Here is a 16,537-nt window from a genome sequence, read left to right as displayed (position 1 = left end):
TTTGTTGTTATCCTGGGCATTTGTTCTAACGAATTGTAAAATGGCTAAAACAGATGGTAAACCTGTGCAGACGGTAATAGGTACTATCCGGCGAAAATAGGTGAAGAGCGGGAATTAAACGCAAAAAAGTCGCTTTCCAATATGGAAAAGCGACTTTTTGTTTTGTGCTCCCACCTGGGCTCGAACCAGGGACCAAAAGATTATGAGTCTTCTACTCTAACCGACTGAGCTATAGGAGCAGGTCGTTTGTTTTGTCAATTTTAGCATCGGTTATGCCGTTTTGACGATGCAATTATCGATATTTGTATCGGTATTTCAAAATAATTCGATGGAAAAAATTAAAAATATTGTTCTTGATTATGGAAATGTAATCTTCATGATCGACTTTATGAAATTGAAAGTTGCTTTTACTCAGTTAGGTATAGAAAATGTTGACGAAGTTTTTGGGCATCATGGCCAAAGTGCACTTTTTGACGATTTTGACAAGGGAAAAATTAGTGCTGCGCAATTCCGGGATGGGATTCGTGCGATTACCAAAAATCCAGCCCTGACCGACGCGCAAATTGATGGCGCATGGAACAGTTTATTGATTGGCGTTCCGGAGGGGCATCATGCGTTATTATTGCAATTGAAAGAAGAGTACCGTACTTTTTTGTTGAGCAATAATAATGCTATTCATTATGCGTACTGTATGAATGCAATTTATGAAAAATATGCTGTTGCCGACAACGAAGGATTTTTTGAAAAAACCTATTATTCGCATTTGGTGGGCATGCGTAAACCGGACGCCGAGATTTTCGAATTGGTCATGGCGGAGCAGGAATTAAATCCTGCGGAGACGTTATTTATCGACGATAGCCCGCAGCATTTGGCCACAGCGAAGCAATTAGGCTGGCATACGGCATTGTGTACCAAGGAGAAACCTTTGAGAACGATTTTGGAGGAATTTGGATTAATATAAAATTTATTTTTCTTTTCTTATTCAATGTAAATATCGTACCTTTGTCCCACTTTAAATTTTAAAAGCGACGAAAGGAGGTATATACAACGCATGATTATCGTAAATGTAAAAGAAGGAGAATCTTTAGATAGAGCATTAAAACGTTTCAAGAAGAAATTCGAGAAAACTGGCGTTTTAAGAGAGTTGCGTTCACGTCAAGCTTATGAAAAGAGATCTGTAACTCGTCGCATTCAAGTGAAAAAAGCGATTTACAAACAATCTTTGAATCAAGATGTGGCTAACTAATTGATTCGCTGAGAATTTAAAAATATAAAGGGAAAAGCATTGCTTTTCCCTTTTTTTTGTGCTTTTAAGTTTGTAATTTGAGGATAGTATAGCGAGGGAAATTATGTTGGAAAAGGAGTTTATTCGGTATTTGCAGATTGAAAAAAGATATTCAGAACATACGGTTGTTGCCTATCGGCACGAGTTGGAGATGTTTTGGTCTTTTTTAAATGCTGAGGGACTTGTGTTATCGGATGTTGTTTACCGGGATTTACGGCATTACTTCGCGAAGATGATGGAGTCCGGTAAGAATGCGAGTTCAGTCAATCGAAGCATGTCTTCGTTGCGGACCTATTTTAAATTTCTTCAACGTGAGGACTGCCTGGATAAAAATCCGATGACCCTTATTAAGGCCTTAAAGACTGCAAAGAAGCTACCTGTCGTTGTGGAGAAAGAAAAACTGGTTCGTCTGCTGGATCATCTGGAACAAGAGCAGGATGATTTTGAGTCACGCCGCAATTACATGGTCATGGAACTTCTTTTTGGGACGGGAATTCGTTTGGCCGAACTGTTGAAAATTAAGGAGCAGGATATAGATTTTTTTAACAAAAATATTCTTATATTAGGTAAAAGGAGCAAAGAAAGGCTTGTTCCGATAAATGATCTTTTGGTAAAAGAATTGAAAAACTATTTGCAACAAAAAGCGTCGCAATTTGTTGATACTAATAACAGCTTACTGATTGTTACGAAAGAAGGGAAACCAGCGTATGCCAAGCTAATCTATGATATTGTGCATCGTTATTTAACACTGATTTCCACACAAGGTAAACGGAGTCCTCATATTTTGAGGCATACGTTCGCAACGGCCCTACTGGATAACGGGGCAGATTTAAATGCAATTAAAGAACTGTTGGGACATGCAGGACTTGCGGCGACGCAGGTGTACACGCACAACTCAGCAGAACGATTGAAGTCTATTTATAAACAAGCTCATCCAAAAGCTTAAAAAAAGGAGGAAAAATGAACATTACTGTGCAATCCATTCGATTTAATGCAGATCAAAAGTTAATCGAATTCATTAAAAAGAAGACAGGAAAATTAGAGCAGTTTTTGGATTCAATTATCGGTGGTGAATGCTACCTGCGATTGGAAAATGTCGATGACGAGGCAAATAAGATTTCAGAGATCAAACTGAACATTCCCGGAAGCCAACTTTTCGCAAAAGGGCAGGCGAAGAGTTTTGAGGAGGCGACGGATATCGCTGTAGAATCCTTACGTAGGCAGATTAACAAATATAAAACAAAGACAAAAAATACAGTTATTAGCAATCGCAAAGAAGTACTTTCTGTAGAGGAAGAAGAAGAGGAAGAATACGATTAAAAAATATTACATACTTATAAGGAAGGAGGTCAGTTTAAGCTGACCTCCTTTTTTTATGGGAACCATCGAGTTGTGCCGGCCTTTTTTTAGGTATTCAAGCGCTGCTCGCTTCTTCGGCTTGCTTGTTTTTTTAGCCTGTTCGGGGAGATTCGCGACTTACCAGCAATACCGGACGGGGAGCTTATTTATATTAAATCAAAATAATTAGCTGTTTTACTTGGATTGATTATAAATAATATTTATTTTTGAGCAGTTTAAAAGAGAAGGTAATAAAAATGTCAAAATTGGTTTGTCCATTAGCGCACGTTGAAGAAGTATTTTCCACTACAGCTGGTACGGTTTATCAATGTAGCCGTAAAAATTGCTTCTGGTTGGAGTATAATAACGAAACGACATCTTTTTCGGTGTCAGACTTTTTGAAATTCAAAAAGCGTATGGATGCCATTGATGTAGAATACATGATCAATGATACCACGCGTTCATCTGATTTTGAGATTGTTATGCCTTTTCGGACAGAGAGATGCTTCATTCTTGCCGTAGAGGATGTACTTCAGCTTCGCGAGCTGCTGGATGGCGCTAAGTTTATGATGGAATTAAATTCGGTTATCCGGACCTGTCTACAGGTATCGCCTTTTGCTGTCTTGGCATAAGCAGATATTTTATATAAAATAACAGAAAAAGCGGTGTGTCTAAACAAGAGATATACCGCTTTTTCTGTTATATGGTTTGCTTATTTAAATTAAAATTAAATAAGTATCCTTTTCTTATCCTGCTTTATTTATTGAAAATCGACGTTTTTTTTGGGTAATGGGCCTATCATTAATTAAATTTATGGGTTATTGAAAGTATCTATGAGTGGTATTTGTAATTGTATTGATTCTAAACAAGTTGCGGTTTGCCTGTCTAATTTAGACTGAATTTGTATTGCAGATTATTTATACAGATTTTCCAAATCCGATGTATCTTTGTAATGTAATCGGATGATAAGGTATATCACCTGATATTGTTTTAGAAATTAAACTTAAGGTAAATATGAAAGATTTATTGAAATTAAAATCTTCTTTGAAAGAAGAGATCGAAAATATACTAAATGCACAGATCAAAGTAGAAGCACACTCTTCGGCACTATATCTGGCGATGTCTTCATGGTGTGATGATCAAGGTTTAGAAAATGCTGCTGAGTTTTTTGCAAAGCAGTCTAACGAAGAGCGTGAGCACATGTTGAAACTTTTCAACTACATCAACAATCGTGGTGGACGTGCAATCTCTCCGGAGATCACAGGTATCCCACAAGATTTTGAATCATTCCGTGGTGTATTTGAGCAGACTTTGGAGCAGGAAATGTTTGTAACAGAGCAATTTAATAATATTGCTGATAAATGTGCCAAAGCGAAGGATTATGTAACCTTCAACTTTGTACAATGGTTCCTTGAAGAGCAGGTAGAGGAGGAATTTGTTGCGCGACGTATCCTGGAATTATTTGATGTCATTGGTGAGGATGGTACTGGCCGTTGGGAAATTGACAAACATCTTGTGAAGGTTACCTTTGCTGGTGAGTAACAGATTATAAAAAATTAGTTGAAAGAACGAGTTGTTTTCCTAACAACTCGTTTTTTTTTATACAAAATCACAACTTTTTACGTTAATAGCTTAAGAATTCTTATATTGAATTGTATTATTGCAAAGTCTGTTTGATGAAACTAAGGGGCGGGGATATAATCCGGTTTATACTTTTGTTATCCATTATAAGCTTATTTTTTCTGCCTAAAAGCACTTTTGGTCAGGCGACAAAAAAAGAAGTTTATGGAATTGTTGTAGATACTGCCGGCAGTCCGCTGAAAGGTGTTAGTGTGCATTTGACGAGCTCGCGTGATACCTTATTTACGTCAACTTCAGCTACCGGCTATTTCCGCTTTGGACGGGTTCTGGGCAACGACATTCGCATAAGCTGTAGCCAGATAGGTTTGAGTATTCTCGAAAGAAGTTATCCACTATATAATAGCAGCACAGCCAAATTAGATGTGGGGAAATTGACCATGTTTCCACATGTGTCCTTGCTCAAAGAAATCGTTATCCAAAAATACAAACCTATTGTCTATAAGCAAGATACCGTGCAGTTTAATCTAGAGGCTTTTCAGTTCGATCGAAGGGCACTTTTAGAGGAGGCGCTCAAAGCCTTGCCCAACGTGCAAGTATCCAGAGACGGATCCGTCTATGCTTTTGGGAAAGCGATATCTTCGGTAAAAGTTGATGGTAAAAAATTCTTTGGTGGCGATGTGCTTACAGCTACACGGAACCTTCCGGCAGATTTCGTGAAGAGTGTGCAGGTCATTGATTTTTATGGCGATGAAGCCACGGCCAAAGGGATCAAAAGCGCAGAGTCCGAGAAAGTACTGAATATTGTTCTTAAGGAAGATAAGAAAAAAATCACCTTTGGGCAGGCGACATTGGGCGGGGGAACCGCGGAGCGCTATTTGGGAAGTATCGGGGTGAATAGATTTGATAATGGAAAGGAATATTCCATGGTGTCTTCGATGAATAATACAAATACCAATCTCTTTTCCTTCGGTTCTCCGAATGGAGGAGAGCGGGAACGGGAGATGGGCGAACTGGCGGATTTTGCTGATCCCACCGATGGTGTTAATAAGATAAGTTCTATTGGGGCAAGTTTTTCCAGTCCGCTTTCCAAAAAGGTGAACGCCAGTGGAAAATATTCTTTTACACAGCGTAATAATAATACGGTAGGAAATTCTTTTTTGCAGTCCATCTATGGCTCTGGAAAAGGAAGTAATACAGCAATCAGTAACTATGAGGATTACAAAATAAAGTCGGTTGACCGGACACACAAGATGGACTGGGACTTTGACATGAAGCTGTCGTCTAAAGATCAATTAAAGATCTCTCCAAAACTGTCCTGGACCAATTCCACAAGCCGAACATTAAAAGATCGGCGGATAAGAAACAATAGATTGAGCAGTACGGGTAAATATGAGGCCGCGAATAGTACCGAGAGCCCTGCAGCAGCCCTTAATCTGTTTTATGTGCGTAGTTTTGATAAACCGGGCCGAAAAATACTATATACTTTTCATTCAGACTTTAACTCCTTGGATAAAGATGAAGTATTAAGTGATGATAATACAGCAATAGATAGTAGCCTGACTCCCCCTAAGGTCACAAATACTTACCTAAATCAAATGATCCGATCCAATAACGAAAGTAAAAATATCCAAAGCCGCTTGTCACTTGTTGAGCCTGTGGATCTGGGCGGTGTTTTGGAGATCAATTACGATTTTGATTACACAAGAATTGATGCCAGTCGTTCGACTATCGATAATACACTTCAATCTGAGATAGATTCGTTAAGTTTAAAATACGATTATTCTTTTGCTAATAATAAGGTCGGGATGGTCTACCGTCAGGATATAGGAAAAAATGTTAAGATAAATTTGGGTTTTGCGGTCCAGGCATCGGAATTAACCGGGGCTTTAACAAATGAAAACATACGAACTTCCTATCCGAATGTCAATCTTGTTCCTTCGGCAGGGCTAAAATGGAAGTTTACGAAAGACGAGGATCTTGCCATAGATTATTATGGACGAAATAATCAGCCTAGTTTTTATCAGATACAACCTGTAGTGGATAATACCAATACCCAGAATATTGTTATTGGGAATAAGGATCTGAAATCTGAATTTGCACATAGTATCGTTTCAAAATATCGTAAATCCATGACACGTAAAGGACAATATCTTGAAGCTAGTCTTGCTTATAACCTTGTCAATGATAAAATTGTGGCAAACCGCACGATCGAGCCTAATTCAACAGTGCAAAAAACAACGTACCGCAATACTGAAGGCTATTTTGATCTCAAAAGTTACTATCTTTTTACAGCTTCTTTGTTTTCGGATAACTTACAGATGAGCCTTAACGGGAATGCTGATTACTACAACAATATATCGTATGTCAATGATAAGAAAAGCTTTGGTGGACATTTTTTATTCACACAGGCGATTCAATTTCGCTATGCCTGGAACGATATTTTTGAGGCGGAGCTCAATGGTAATTATTCGCTGAATCGGGCGACATTTGATTGGCCCGTTCGCGATAATATTACGGCGCATTCGGGGATTGTGGGCTTGGGTTCAAAGGCGTATATGGGTAAGCATTTTACCATAGGACTGGAGTTGTCCCAAAAGTTTAATGCGGGGTATTCGAGTTCATGGAGCAATATCAATCCAACGATCATCAATGCCTATATGGAATATACTTTTGGACGTAATAATCTGGGTATGCTGCGGTTTCAGGGATTCGATTTGATGAATCAGAATACGGGAATCTCCCGTGCTGTTGTCGGTAACGATATATTGGATGTTCAAAATAATCGTCTAGCCCGGTATTTTATGCTCTCGCTCAATATTCGGTTACAAAAATATCCAAAGAAATCCTAATAAAATACACAGACGAAGATGTCGGCATTCCGGGATAGGTGATATGGAAGTTAAACGATGGATAGGCCTATCGGATATTGGGAAGAAAAAATAGAGGTCTCTAGAAGAGCACAAAAAAAAATAGAATAAATAAGTATTCACAGATGAAAGCAGTAGTTATAACCGAGCCAGGAGCTCCAGAAGTATTGCATGTTGAGGAGCTTGACCAGCCCCAGGTTGGGGATCTGGATGTGCTAATCGCGGTTCGGGCCGCAGGTGTGAATAGACCTGATGTCTTCCAGCGAAAAGGAAATTACCCAGCTCCCGCTGGTGTCGATCCGCGTATTCCGGGACTAGAAGTGGCGGGTGTTATTGTCGAAAAGGGGCGTCTGGTCGACCGTTGGAACATTGGTGATCCGGTATGTGCCTTGGTCGCTGGCGGCGGGTATGCGAATTATGTTGCCGTGTATGAGGGCCATTGTCTTCCTATTCCGCCCAATCTGACTTTTGAAGAAGCTGCAGCACTTCCAGAAACCGTTTTCACGGTGTGGGATAATGTCTTTCGCCGGGGAAAACTGCAGGCTGGGCAGCACTTTTTAGTCCATGGCGGAGCCGGCGGGATCGGAAGTACCGCGATTCAATTGGGAGCCCTATTTGGGGCGGAAGTCTATACGACCGTAAGTTCGGAAGAAAAAGGCCATTTTTGCCAATCCCTTGGTGCATCGAAAGTAATCAATTATAAAAGCGAGGACTTCCAGCTGGCATTGGCCGATCTGGGGGTTGATGTGATCTTGGATAGTATTGGCGGTGCTTATTTCGAAAAAAACATAGCTCTTCTGAACCCCGATGGGCATCTGGTTTATATCAATGCCATGCAAGGCGCAAAAGTGGAATTGAACTTACTGAAATTGATGCAAAAGCGGATTACATTGACTGGAAGTACCCTTAGAGCAAGGGATCGTCAATTTAAAGAACTATTGCGTAATGAGATCTGGGCTAAGGTGTGGCCTAAGATTGTTTCCGGAGATTTTAAACCGGTCCTGTATCGTGTTCTTCCATTTGAGGAGGCCCCGGCGGCGCATCGTTTAATGGAAGATTCCGCCTTGCTGGGCAAAGTCGTCTTAACTTTTTGATTTTTGATAGTTGAGGGGCGTTGTACCCGTGATATTCTTGAAATATTTGTGGAAACTTGAAAAGTTTTGAAATCCGGATTCGAAGCAGATTTGTTTGATTGTCTGCTTGTTTTCCATCAGGAGATTACATGCGGTCTTTACACGCATTTCAATTAGAAACTGAAAAAGTGTTTTCCCGAGCTGTGATTTAAAATAACGACAAAAAGAATTCGGAGTCATACCTGTCAATGAGGCTAGTTCCTTTAGACGGATTTGATCCCGATAATTTTCACCGATGTAATGCATGGCAATGCGCATACGGTCCGCATCCTGGTCCTGTGACTGAATCGTAAAGCTTGTGCTGGTTAATAGGTCATGTTGTTCTTCTGCAGCAATGGTCACAAGAAGCTGGAGCAGGTGAATAAGGCGGGCGGTGCCAACACTATCCAATATAGCATCAATATGCGCTATCGTTTCCGTCCGGCATGAACTGGAAAGTGCAATCCCCCGTTTCGAAATTCGCATCAAGTCTTTGATATTTTTGTTTTCCGGCAAGTTGGTGAATTCATGCCCCCAGAAGTTTTCCTTAAAATGCAGTACCCGTATATCTGCCGCCTGCGGACGATCATCCCGTAGGTAGATCTCATCAAACAACCAATAATGGGGAAGATTGGAGCCTACCAAAGTGATATCTCCGGATTCAAAACGTCGTACACTATCGCCAATAAATTGTGTACCAGACCCTTCAGCAAAATAAATCAGTTCGAGCTCTTCGTGATAGTGCCAAATATTGTGATATTGCGGCGTATCGTCTCTTCTGGCATTGAATGAATGGGTGAGGTCGTTGTCTAAATGCAGTAACTGTGCTTTCATGACTATGAAATATATGCATTAAAGTTACTCATTTCTGTTTGGATATGGTAATATAGCTTAATAAATTGATAATATACTTGAATATTGTCTAGGTTTTTTAGGCTTATTTTACATAAAATAACTACTTATAACCATTTGAATATATGACTAACAAAAAGAGTTACACATTTGCCTTGATTTTGGTGACCTCCTTGTTCTTCTTTTGGGGATTTATCCATAACCTTGATCCGATCTTGATTCCACATTTGCGGAATGCTTTTAGTTTATCGCATTTCCAGGCATCTCTGGTTGACTCAGCGGTATTTATCGCCTATTTTGTGATGGCGATTCCAGCGGGAATTATTATGAAGCGTTATGGTTATAAGGCCGGCATTCTGATCGGATTGCTATTTTTTGCTTTGGGCTGCTTTTTATTTGTTCCGGCAGCGAACACGATCAGTTATGTTTTCTTTTTGGGTGCGCTATTTGTTGTTGCCTGTGGCTTGACGATCTTAGAGACCGCTGCCAATCCCTATGTGGCGATACTTGGTGACCCTTCAACCTCGGCTCAAAGGTTAAATTTTGCACAGTCATTCAATGGACTTGCAGCCTTTTTGGCACCTATATTCGGCGGGAAATTTATTTTGTCGCACGAACCCAAATCGCAGGAAGAACTTGCGCAAATGGCTGAACAGGCAAAAATGGCTTATATTCAGTCGGAAACTGCTTCCGTAAAAATGCCTTACCTTGTTTTGGGGGTCTTGATCTTATTGATCGCAGCTTTATTTTTCTTTACCAAATTACCGGATATCAAGGATGATGAGGAAGAGGGTAAAGCTGGCTTTTTTCACGCGTTGAAACACAAAAATGTAAGATGGGCTGTTATTGCACAGTTTTTTTATGTTGGTGCGCAGGTCTGTATTTTAAGCTTTCTGGTATTATATGCGACCGAAGTAGCGGGAATATCAGGTAAAGATGGGGCAGACTACGCTGGTTTTGCCGGACTGGCATTTATGTTGGGTCGATTTATCGGTACTTTCTTTATGCGTTTTGTGTCTGCGTCCAAGTTGTTGATCATCTACTCGTTTGTGACGATCGTGTTATCGCTGTTCGTTATTTTTGGAACGGGGGTACAAACATTATATGCCTTGATCGGAATCGCATTTTTTATGTCCATTATGTTCCCGACCATCTTTGCCTTTGGTGTACAAGGCATTGGCGCAGATACTAAATCTGCCTCCAGCTTAATCGTTATGTCTATTGTAGGCGGGGCCTTATTGCCGCCGCTTTTGGGTTTGATATCGGATAAAACAGGCCATTTTCAATACGGTTATTTTGTGCCTTTAGTCTGTTTTATAGTGGTATTAGTCTTTGCCTTTCAAAATAGGAACGTGCGTATTGCCGAAACAGAAAATCTTAAATCACATTAATAAAGAGCAATGAAATCATCCTGATTTATTCAGAGCGAGTGAACCGAACGAAGTGAGTCATGAATACCTTAGCGTACGAATTTAATGCGTAAAAGAGTTCATGAATACAACTAAGGAAAATTATGAATGCCGCTTAAAACATACACTCGACGAATAAATCTGATCGCTTCATCACGAAAAAAAACAAATATATACAGATGAAAAAATATGTCATGGCATTGGATCTTGTCAATGATCCACAATTGATCAAAGAGTACGAGGACTATCACCGTGCGGTGTGGCCAGAGATCAAGCAATCGATCTTGGATGCTGGCGTAACGCAGATGGAGATCTATCGTTTTGAGAATAGACTATTTATGAACATGGAAGTTGGTGCGGATTTTTCATTTGAAAAGAAAGCAGCTATGGATGCGGCCAATGAAAAGGTACAGGAGTGGGAGCAACTGATGTGGAAATATCAGGCTGCGATCCCGGGAGCCAAACCCGGTGAGAAATGGGTAATGATGAATAAAATATTTGAATTAGTTTAAATTATGGCCATACAGCGCTATTTACAGATCCATCCGATGGATAATGTCCTGGTTGCTTTACAGGACTTGGCCGAAGGAACGACAATTGTTTTCGAAGGCAACGAGTTCACTTTGAAACAAGCCGTTGCGGCCAAACATAAGTTTACCATTCAACCAATGAAGCGAGATGCCGAAATATTGATGTACGGTGTTTTGGTCGGTAAACTGAATGCGGATTTAAGTGCCGGTGAATTGATTACAACAGAAAATCTACGTCACGCATCCGAAGATTTTAGAATGGGAGACCGCAAGACCGCTTGGATCAAACCGGATGTCACTGCATTTAAAGACAAAACATTCAATGGGTTTCACCGATCGAATGGTACGGTGGGGACAGCGAATTATTGGTTGGTCATTCCATTGGTATTTTGCGAAAACCGGAATGTTCTGACGCTTAAAGCGGCTTTCGAAGAAAAACTGGGCTATAAAGTGAAAGCCAATAATTATATCGCCGAAGTAGAAGACTTAATAAATCTATACAAATCCGGAGCAGATGTGAACCAGATTCTCGGGCAGGACTTATTGGCCAATCCAGCTTCAAATGAACAAGAACGCTTATTTAAAAACGTTGATGGTATCAAGTTTCTGAATCATGAAATGGGCTGTGGTGGTACGCGTATGGATTCTGATGCTTTATGTGGTTTGCTTGCCGGTTATATAACCCATCCAAACGTTGCGGGAGCGACTGTATTGAGTTTAGGTTGTCAACATGCGCAAGCCTCCATTTTAAAGGCTGAAATCGAGAAAAGAAATCCGGGATTCGACCGGCCGTTATATATCTTTGAACAGCAAAAAGAGGGTACGGAGAAAGAACTGATGCAAAAGGCGATCAAAGCGACCTTTGCGGGTATGATGCAGGCGGATAAAAATGAGCGCAAGCCAGCCACATTGGATAAACTATGTATAGGCTTGGAATGTGGTGGCTCAGATGGGTTCTCAGGCATTTCTGCCAATCCGGCACTGGGTTTTGTTTCCGATATTCTGGTAACTTTGGGCGGTTCGGTCATTTTAGCTGAATTTCCGGAACTATGTGGTGTGGAGCAGGAACTTAGTGACCGTTGTGTGGATGAACCTACTGCGGAGAAATTTATGAGCTTAATGCGGACCTATAACGCTAAGGCGGAGGCAGATGGTTCGGGCTTCTATATGAATCCATCTCCGGGCAATATCCGTGATGGCCTGATTACGGATGCGATCAAGTCTGCAGGAGCAGCAAAAAAAGGGGGTACCTCACCGGTAGCGGCCGTGATTGATTATCCCGAACTTGCTAATGGTGCAGGGCTAAACCTACTATGTACACCGGGTAATGATGTCGAGAGTACTACAGCAGAGGTTGCTGCGGGAGCTAATATTGTCCTATTTACGACAGGTTTGGGTACGCCGACTGGAAACCCGATTACACCTGTGGTAAAACTATCGACCAATACAAAAACTTTTGAAAAGATGCCGGATATCATAGATCTCAATTGCGGTACCATTATCGAAGGTACGGAGAGCATTGAACAGGCTGCGCATCGCATCCTTGATTATGTGATTGAAGTTGCTTCAGGTGAAATTAAACCTAAAGCAGTCTTGTTGGGACAGGATGATTTTATTCCTTGGCGAAGGGGCGTTTCTCTGTAAATAACCAAAATCAAACATAATGAAATTAAAACATGTCATCTGCAGCCTGGCCTTGCTCATTGGATCCATTTCCTATAGCTATAGCCAGCAACATTACCAGCCAAGCCCTGAAAACCAAAAAAATAGGGAGTGGTTTGAACAATCTCGATTCGGGGTCTTTATTCATTGGGGGGTATATAGCGTGTTGGGGGATGGCGAATGGGTCATGAACAATCAGAACATCAGTCTGGATGAGTATGCATTGCTGCCTAAATTTTTTAATCCCATTTCTTTTGATGCAAAACAATGGGCAAAATTATTTAAGCAATCGGGTGCCAAGTACATTACTTTCACAACCAGACACCATGACGGCTTTTCGATGTGGGATAGTCAGACTTCGGATTATAATATTGTGAAAAAGTCACCGTTCAAGCGCGATATCGTGAAGGAACTTGTTAAAGCATGTCGTTCCGAGGGAATCAAAGTCATGTTTTACTATTCGCTACTGGATTGGCATCGGAATGATTATTTGCCAGCAGGTAAAACAGGTAGTGGCATTGCAGGGCGTGACTCCACAAAAGGCGATTGGAATCATTATGTGCAGTTTATGAAAAGCCAGTTGACCGAGCTCCTTACGCAATATGGGCAAATTGACGGAATCTGGTTTGATGGTCATTGGGACAAACCAAAGGAGGATTGGCATCTAAGCGAAATTTATGAATTGATCCACAAATTACAGCCCCAATGTTTGGTGGGAAATAATCATCATCTGGCTCCTTTTGAAGGGGAAGACTTTCAGATGTTTGAACGTGACCTGCCGGGGGAGAATACCACCGGATTTGGAACAAGCGCACATGATGTCGGCAAATTGCCCAAAGAGGTATGCGGTACAATTGCTGGATCTTGGGGTTTTGAACTAAAAGATAGGACACGTAAATCGTTCAGAGAGGTTTTGACTTACTTGGTTAAAGCGGCCGGACATGGCTCAAACCTGTTACTGAACGTGGGACCGATGCCGAATGGCGAGATTCAGGACTATCAACAAGATCGCTTAAAAGAGCTCGGAAAATGGTTGGCTGTATACGGTGAAACCATTTACGGAACCGAAGCAGGGGGAATAGCACCTACGGATGATTATGCATTGACGCGAAAAGGAAATCAAGTGTTTCTGCATGTCCTTAAACCGGGAAAAAAAGAATTAGTTATTGCAAAACTTCCTTATGAGGTGACGAAAGTAAAGACATTTATCGGAAATAAGGATATTAAATTCAGTAATATAGATCATAGTTTACGATTGGATTTGCCCACATCAAATGATGAGGCGGATCTAGTTTTAACACTAACAATTAAATAACAATGGGAAAATTAGAACAAAAAGTAGCTGTTATTACAGGCGGTGGTAGTGGAATTGGCCGTGCGATCAGTGTGCAATTTGCTAAGGAAGGAGCGAAAGTCCATATTTTGGATTTAAATGAGGAAGGTGGGCATGCTGTAGTGGAAGAAATTTTGGCTCTAGGAGGACAGGCTGTGTTCAATCGTTGTAACGTAACCGATCAACAAGAAATTGGCACGATAGCCCAAAATATCGGAAAAATTGATATTTTAGTGAATAATGCTGGTATTGCTCACGTTGGCAATTTAGAAAACTGCAAATCCGAAGACTTCGAACGCATTTTTAATGTGAATGTGAAGGGCGCATACAATGCATTATATGCAATTGTACCAATCATGAAGGCGCAGGGGGCAGGGGCTATCCTTAATCTGGCTTCAATTGCGGCATGGGTTGGGATTACAGATCGTTTTGCCTATTCCATGAGTAAAGGTGCGATCTATGCGATGTCCATGTCTGTAGCACGTGATTATATGGCTTATGGCATCCGGTGCAACAGTATCTCGCCAGCCCGCGTACACACCCCTTTTGTGGATGGATTTATAGCGAAGAACTATCCCGGTAAAGAAGAGGAAATGTTTGAAAAGTTGTCTGCAAGCCAACCGATAGGCCGTATGGCACAACCGGAAGAAATTGCTAAATTGGCACTTTTCCTTTGTAGTGATGATGCGGGTTTTATTACCGGCAATGATTATCCTATTGATGGCGGTTTTATTAAATTGAATAATTAAATATTAGATACTAGACAAATCTCAAATCTATAAAACTATGAAATTAATACGTTTTGGAGCCTTCGGCAAAGAGAAAATCGGAGTTCAGATTGACGGTGTAAATTACGATGTAAGTGCATTTGGTGGTGATTACAATGAGCAGTTCTTTGCAGAAGACGGCTTGGCTCGTTTGGAAGAATTCGTCAAGGCAAATGCAGGTAAGCTTATTGAAATACCTCAGGAAGAACGTATCGGAGCACCTTTTGCCCGTCCGTCCAAAATTGTCTGCATCGGATTGAACTATATGGATCATGCAAAGGAAACCAATGCCCCAATTCCTGCTGAACCTATTATTTTTATGAAATCCACGACTTCTTTAATAGGACCATACGACAATGTGATGATTCCTAAAGATTCTGTAAAGACAGACTGGGAAGTGGAGTTCTGTATTGTGATCGGTAAAAAAGCTTCTTATGTGGAAGAACATGAAGCGCTGGATTATGTGGCGGGTTATGTCTTGCACAATGATGTCTCTGAGCGCGAGTATCAGTTGGAACGTGGTGGCACCTGGGATAAAGGAAAAGGTTGTGATACCTTCGCTCCGATGGGCCCTTTTATGGCCACCAAAGAAGAGATCAAGGATATCAATAATGTGCGCATCTGGTTGAAAGTGAACGGAAAAACCTATCAGGATGGAAATACCAAAGATTTAATTTTTTCGATTGCCCATGTTGTATCCTACGTCTCCAAATTTATGACGCTATTGCCGGGTGACGTGATTTCAACGGGAACACCAGCTGGTGTAGGCCTTGGTTTCAATCCTCCAATTTATTTAAAAGCAGGTGATGTGATCGAATTGGGAGCAGATGGCCTCGGCGAGTCGCGTCAGACAGTGGTTGCTTATTCCAAAAATTAATTTAGCTAACATTTTAGGTTTTATTATGCGTATAGATACCCATCAGCATTTTTGGCAATACGATCCCGTTAGAGACAGTTGGATTACCGACGAAATGCAGGTCATCCAACGGGATTTTACGCCCTTGGATATGCAGTTTGTTTTGGAGCGAAATGGATTCGCAGGTAGTGTGGCCGTTCAGGCCGATCAGTCTGACGCGGAGACAAACTACCTGGTGCAGCTATCCAAAAGTTACCCCTTTATCAAAGGTGTTGTCGGTTGGATCGACCTTCAGGCCGAAGACATTGAGCAACAGCTGATCAGCTATAAAGAATTACCGGTAATCAAGGGTTTCCGTCATGTCGTTGAGGGGGAGTTGGATCCAGATTTTTTGATTCGGCCCGCTGTATTGAACGGGTTGAAAGCGCTGGCCGCTTTTGGTTACACCTACGATTTATTGATCCGTCCACGTCATTACGCGGCTACATTGCAATGTGTACAGCAGAATCCAAACCTGCAGTTTGTGCTGGATCATATCGCCAAACCGCCCATTAAATCAAAAGAGTTTGATGACTGGGCCGCGTTTATCGATAAGCTTGCTGCCTTTCCAAATGTCGTATGTAAAGTGTCCGGACTGGCAACGGAAGCAGATTGGTCAGGATGGAAATTGGATGATTTTACACAATATATCGAACATATTTTTCAACGTTTTGGAAAGGACCGCATTATGTATGGTTCAGACTGGCCGGTATGTCTCCTAGCAGCTTCCTATGAAGAAAGTATCGCAATTGTGGAGGATAAACTGGGCAGCTTTACAGCATCGGAAAAAAAGGCGTTTTGGGCTGAGAATGCTATACGTGTATATAATTTATAAGAAAGAAATCAGTATGCATGAAAGGGAAAGAATGCATACTGATTTTTTAAGACAGCCAAATAGCGGGAATA

Annotated in this window: 16 protein-coding genes and 1 tRNA gene; 15 read left to right on the top strand and 2 right to left on the bottom strand. The window is 41.1% G+C overall.

Annotated elements, in window-relative coordinates; all coding sequences use genetic code 11:
- Positions 1–165 precede the first annotated feature (165 nt).
- Positions 166–239: transfer RNA gene (locus DCO56_RS28565), tRNA-Ile, on the bottom strand.
- 89 nt (positions 240–328) lie between these two features.
- Between DCO56_RS28565 and DCO56_RS28560 the strand changes: the two genes are divergently transcribed.
- The 8 genes from DCO56_RS28560 to DCO56_RS28525 all read left to right on the top strand — a co-directional run bounded on the left by DCO56_RS28560 (position 329) and on the right by DCO56_RS28525 (position 8,165).
- Positions 329–961 carry an HAD family hydrolase gene (locus DCO56_RS28560; protein ID WP_181390705.1) on the top strand — a complete coding sequence of 211 codons (633 nt, stop codon included), beginning with the start codon at positions 329–331 and terminating at the stop codon, positions 959–961.
- 90 nt (positions 962–1,051) lie between these two features.
- A complete protein-coding gene (gene rpsU / locus DCO56_RS28555; RefSeq protein WP_046672133.1) occupies positions 1,052–1,246 on the top strand; it encodes a 30S ribosomal protein S21 in 195 nt (64 codons plus the stop codon).
- A gap of 103 nt (positions 1,247–1,349) precedes the next feature.
- Complete coding sequence (locus tag DCO56_RS28550; protein ID WP_108637073.1) at positions 1,350–2,231, top strand: tyrosine-type recombinase/integrase; 882 nt, start codon at positions 1,350–1,352, stop codon at positions 2,229–2,231.
- 14 nt (positions 2,232–2,245) lie between these two features.
- The gene (gene hpf / locus DCO56_RS28545; RefSeq protein ID WP_108637072.1) at positions 2,246–2,605 is read left to right on the top strand and encodes a ribosome hibernation-promoting factor, HPF/YfiA family; all 360 of its coding nucleotides are present in this window, start codon (positions 2,246–2,248) and stop codon (positions 2,603–2,605) included.
- A 275-nt stretch (positions 2,606–2,880) separates the two neighbouring features.
- Complete coding sequence (locus DCO56_RS28540) at positions 2,881–3,255, top strand: DUF6686 family protein (protein WP_108637071.1); 375 nt, start codon at positions 2,881–2,883, stop codon at positions 3,253–3,255.
- A 382-nt stretch (positions 3,256–3,637) separates the two neighbouring features.
- Entirely contained in the window at positions 3,638–4,165 is a 528-nt protein-coding gene (locus DCO56_RS28535; RefSeq protein ID WP_108637070.1) for a ferritin, read from the top strand.
- A 134-nt stretch (positions 4,166–4,299) separates the two neighbouring features.
- Positions 4,300–7,053 (top strand): TonB-dependent receptor, encoded by a 2,754-nt coding sequence (locus DCO56_RS28530; RefSeq protein ID WP_108637069.1) that lies wholly within the window; start codon positions 4,300–4,302, stop codon positions 7,051–7,053.
- A gap of 143 nt (positions 7,054–7,196) precedes the next feature.
- On the top strand, positions 7,197–8,165 hold the full coding sequence (locus DCO56_RS28525; RefSeq protein WP_108637068.1) for an NAD(P)H-quinone oxidoreductase: 969 nt from the start codon (positions 7,197–7,199) through the stop codon (positions 8,163–8,165).
- Here the strand turns inward: DCO56_RS28525 and DCO56_RS28520 are convergent.
- Positions 8,154–9,017 (bottom strand): AraC family transcriptional regulator, encoded by an 864-nt coding sequence (locus tag DCO56_RS28520; protein ID WP_108637067.1) that lies wholly within the window; start codon positions 9,015–9,017, stop codon positions 8,154–8,156. The genes DCO56_RS28525 and DCO56_RS28520 overlap by 12 nt on opposite strands.
- Before the next feature lie 143 nt (positions 9,018–9,160).
- Here DCO56_RS28520 and fucP point away from each other — a divergent pair, with 143 nt between their 5' ends.
- The 7 genes from fucP to DCO56_RS28485 all read left to right on the top strand — a co-directional run bounded on the left by fucP (position 9,161) and on the right by DCO56_RS28485 (position 16,466).
- Complete coding sequence (gene fucP / locus DCO56_RS28515; RefSeq protein ID WP_108637066.1) at positions 9,161–10,426, top strand: L-fucose:H+ symporter permease; 1,266 nt, start codon at positions 9,161–9,163, stop codon at positions 10,424–10,426.
- Positions 10,427–10,623: 197 nt separating this feature from the next.
- Positions 10,624–10,956: an L-rhamnose mutarotase gene (locus tag DCO56_RS28510; protein ID WP_108637065.1), complete on the top strand. Its 333-nt coding sequence runs from the start codon at positions 10,624–10,626 to the stop codon at positions 10,954–10,956.
- 3 nt (positions 10,957–10,959) lie between these two features.
- Complete coding sequence (locus DCO56_RS28505; protein ID WP_108637064.1) at positions 10,960–12,618, top strand: UxaA family hydrolase; 1,659 nt, start codon at positions 10,960–10,962, stop codon at positions 12,616–12,618.
- Between the two features lie 19 nt (positions 12,619–12,637).
- On the top strand, positions 12,638–13,951 hold the full coding sequence (locus DCO56_RS28500) for an alpha-L-fucosidase (RefSeq protein ID WP_108637063.1): 1,314 nt from the start codon (positions 12,638–12,640) through the stop codon (positions 13,949–13,951).
- Positions 13,952–13,953: 2 nt separating this feature from the next.
- The gene (locus tag DCO56_RS28495) at positions 13,954–14,718 is read left to right on the top strand and encodes an SDR family NAD(P)-dependent oxidoreductase (RefSeq protein WP_108637062.1); all 765 of its coding nucleotides are present in this window, start codon (positions 13,954–13,956) and stop codon (positions 14,716–14,718) included.
- 37 nt (positions 14,719–14,755) lie between these two features.
- Positions 14,756–15,613 carry a fumarylacetoacetate hydrolase family protein gene (locus DCO56_RS28490; RefSeq protein ID WP_104383188.1) on the top strand — a complete coding sequence of 286 codons (858 nt, stop codon included), beginning with the start codon at positions 14,756–14,758 and terminating at the stop codon, positions 15,611–15,613.
- Between the two features lie 25 nt (positions 15,614–15,638).
- Entirely contained in the window at positions 15,639–16,466 is an 828-nt protein-coding gene (locus DCO56_RS28485; protein WP_108637061.1) for an amidohydrolase family protein, read from the top strand.
- The last annotated feature ends 71 nt before the right edge of the window (positions 16,467–16,537 follow it).

Source organism: Sphingobacterium athyrii (assembly GCF_003071065.1).
Classification (GTDB): Bacteria; Bacteroidota; Bacteroidia; order Sphingobacteriales; family Sphingobacteriaceae; genus Sphingobacterium; species Sphingobacterium athyrii.
Note: the sequence above shows the minus strand (reverse complement) of the source record. Positions and strands in the feature narration are given on the sequence as shown.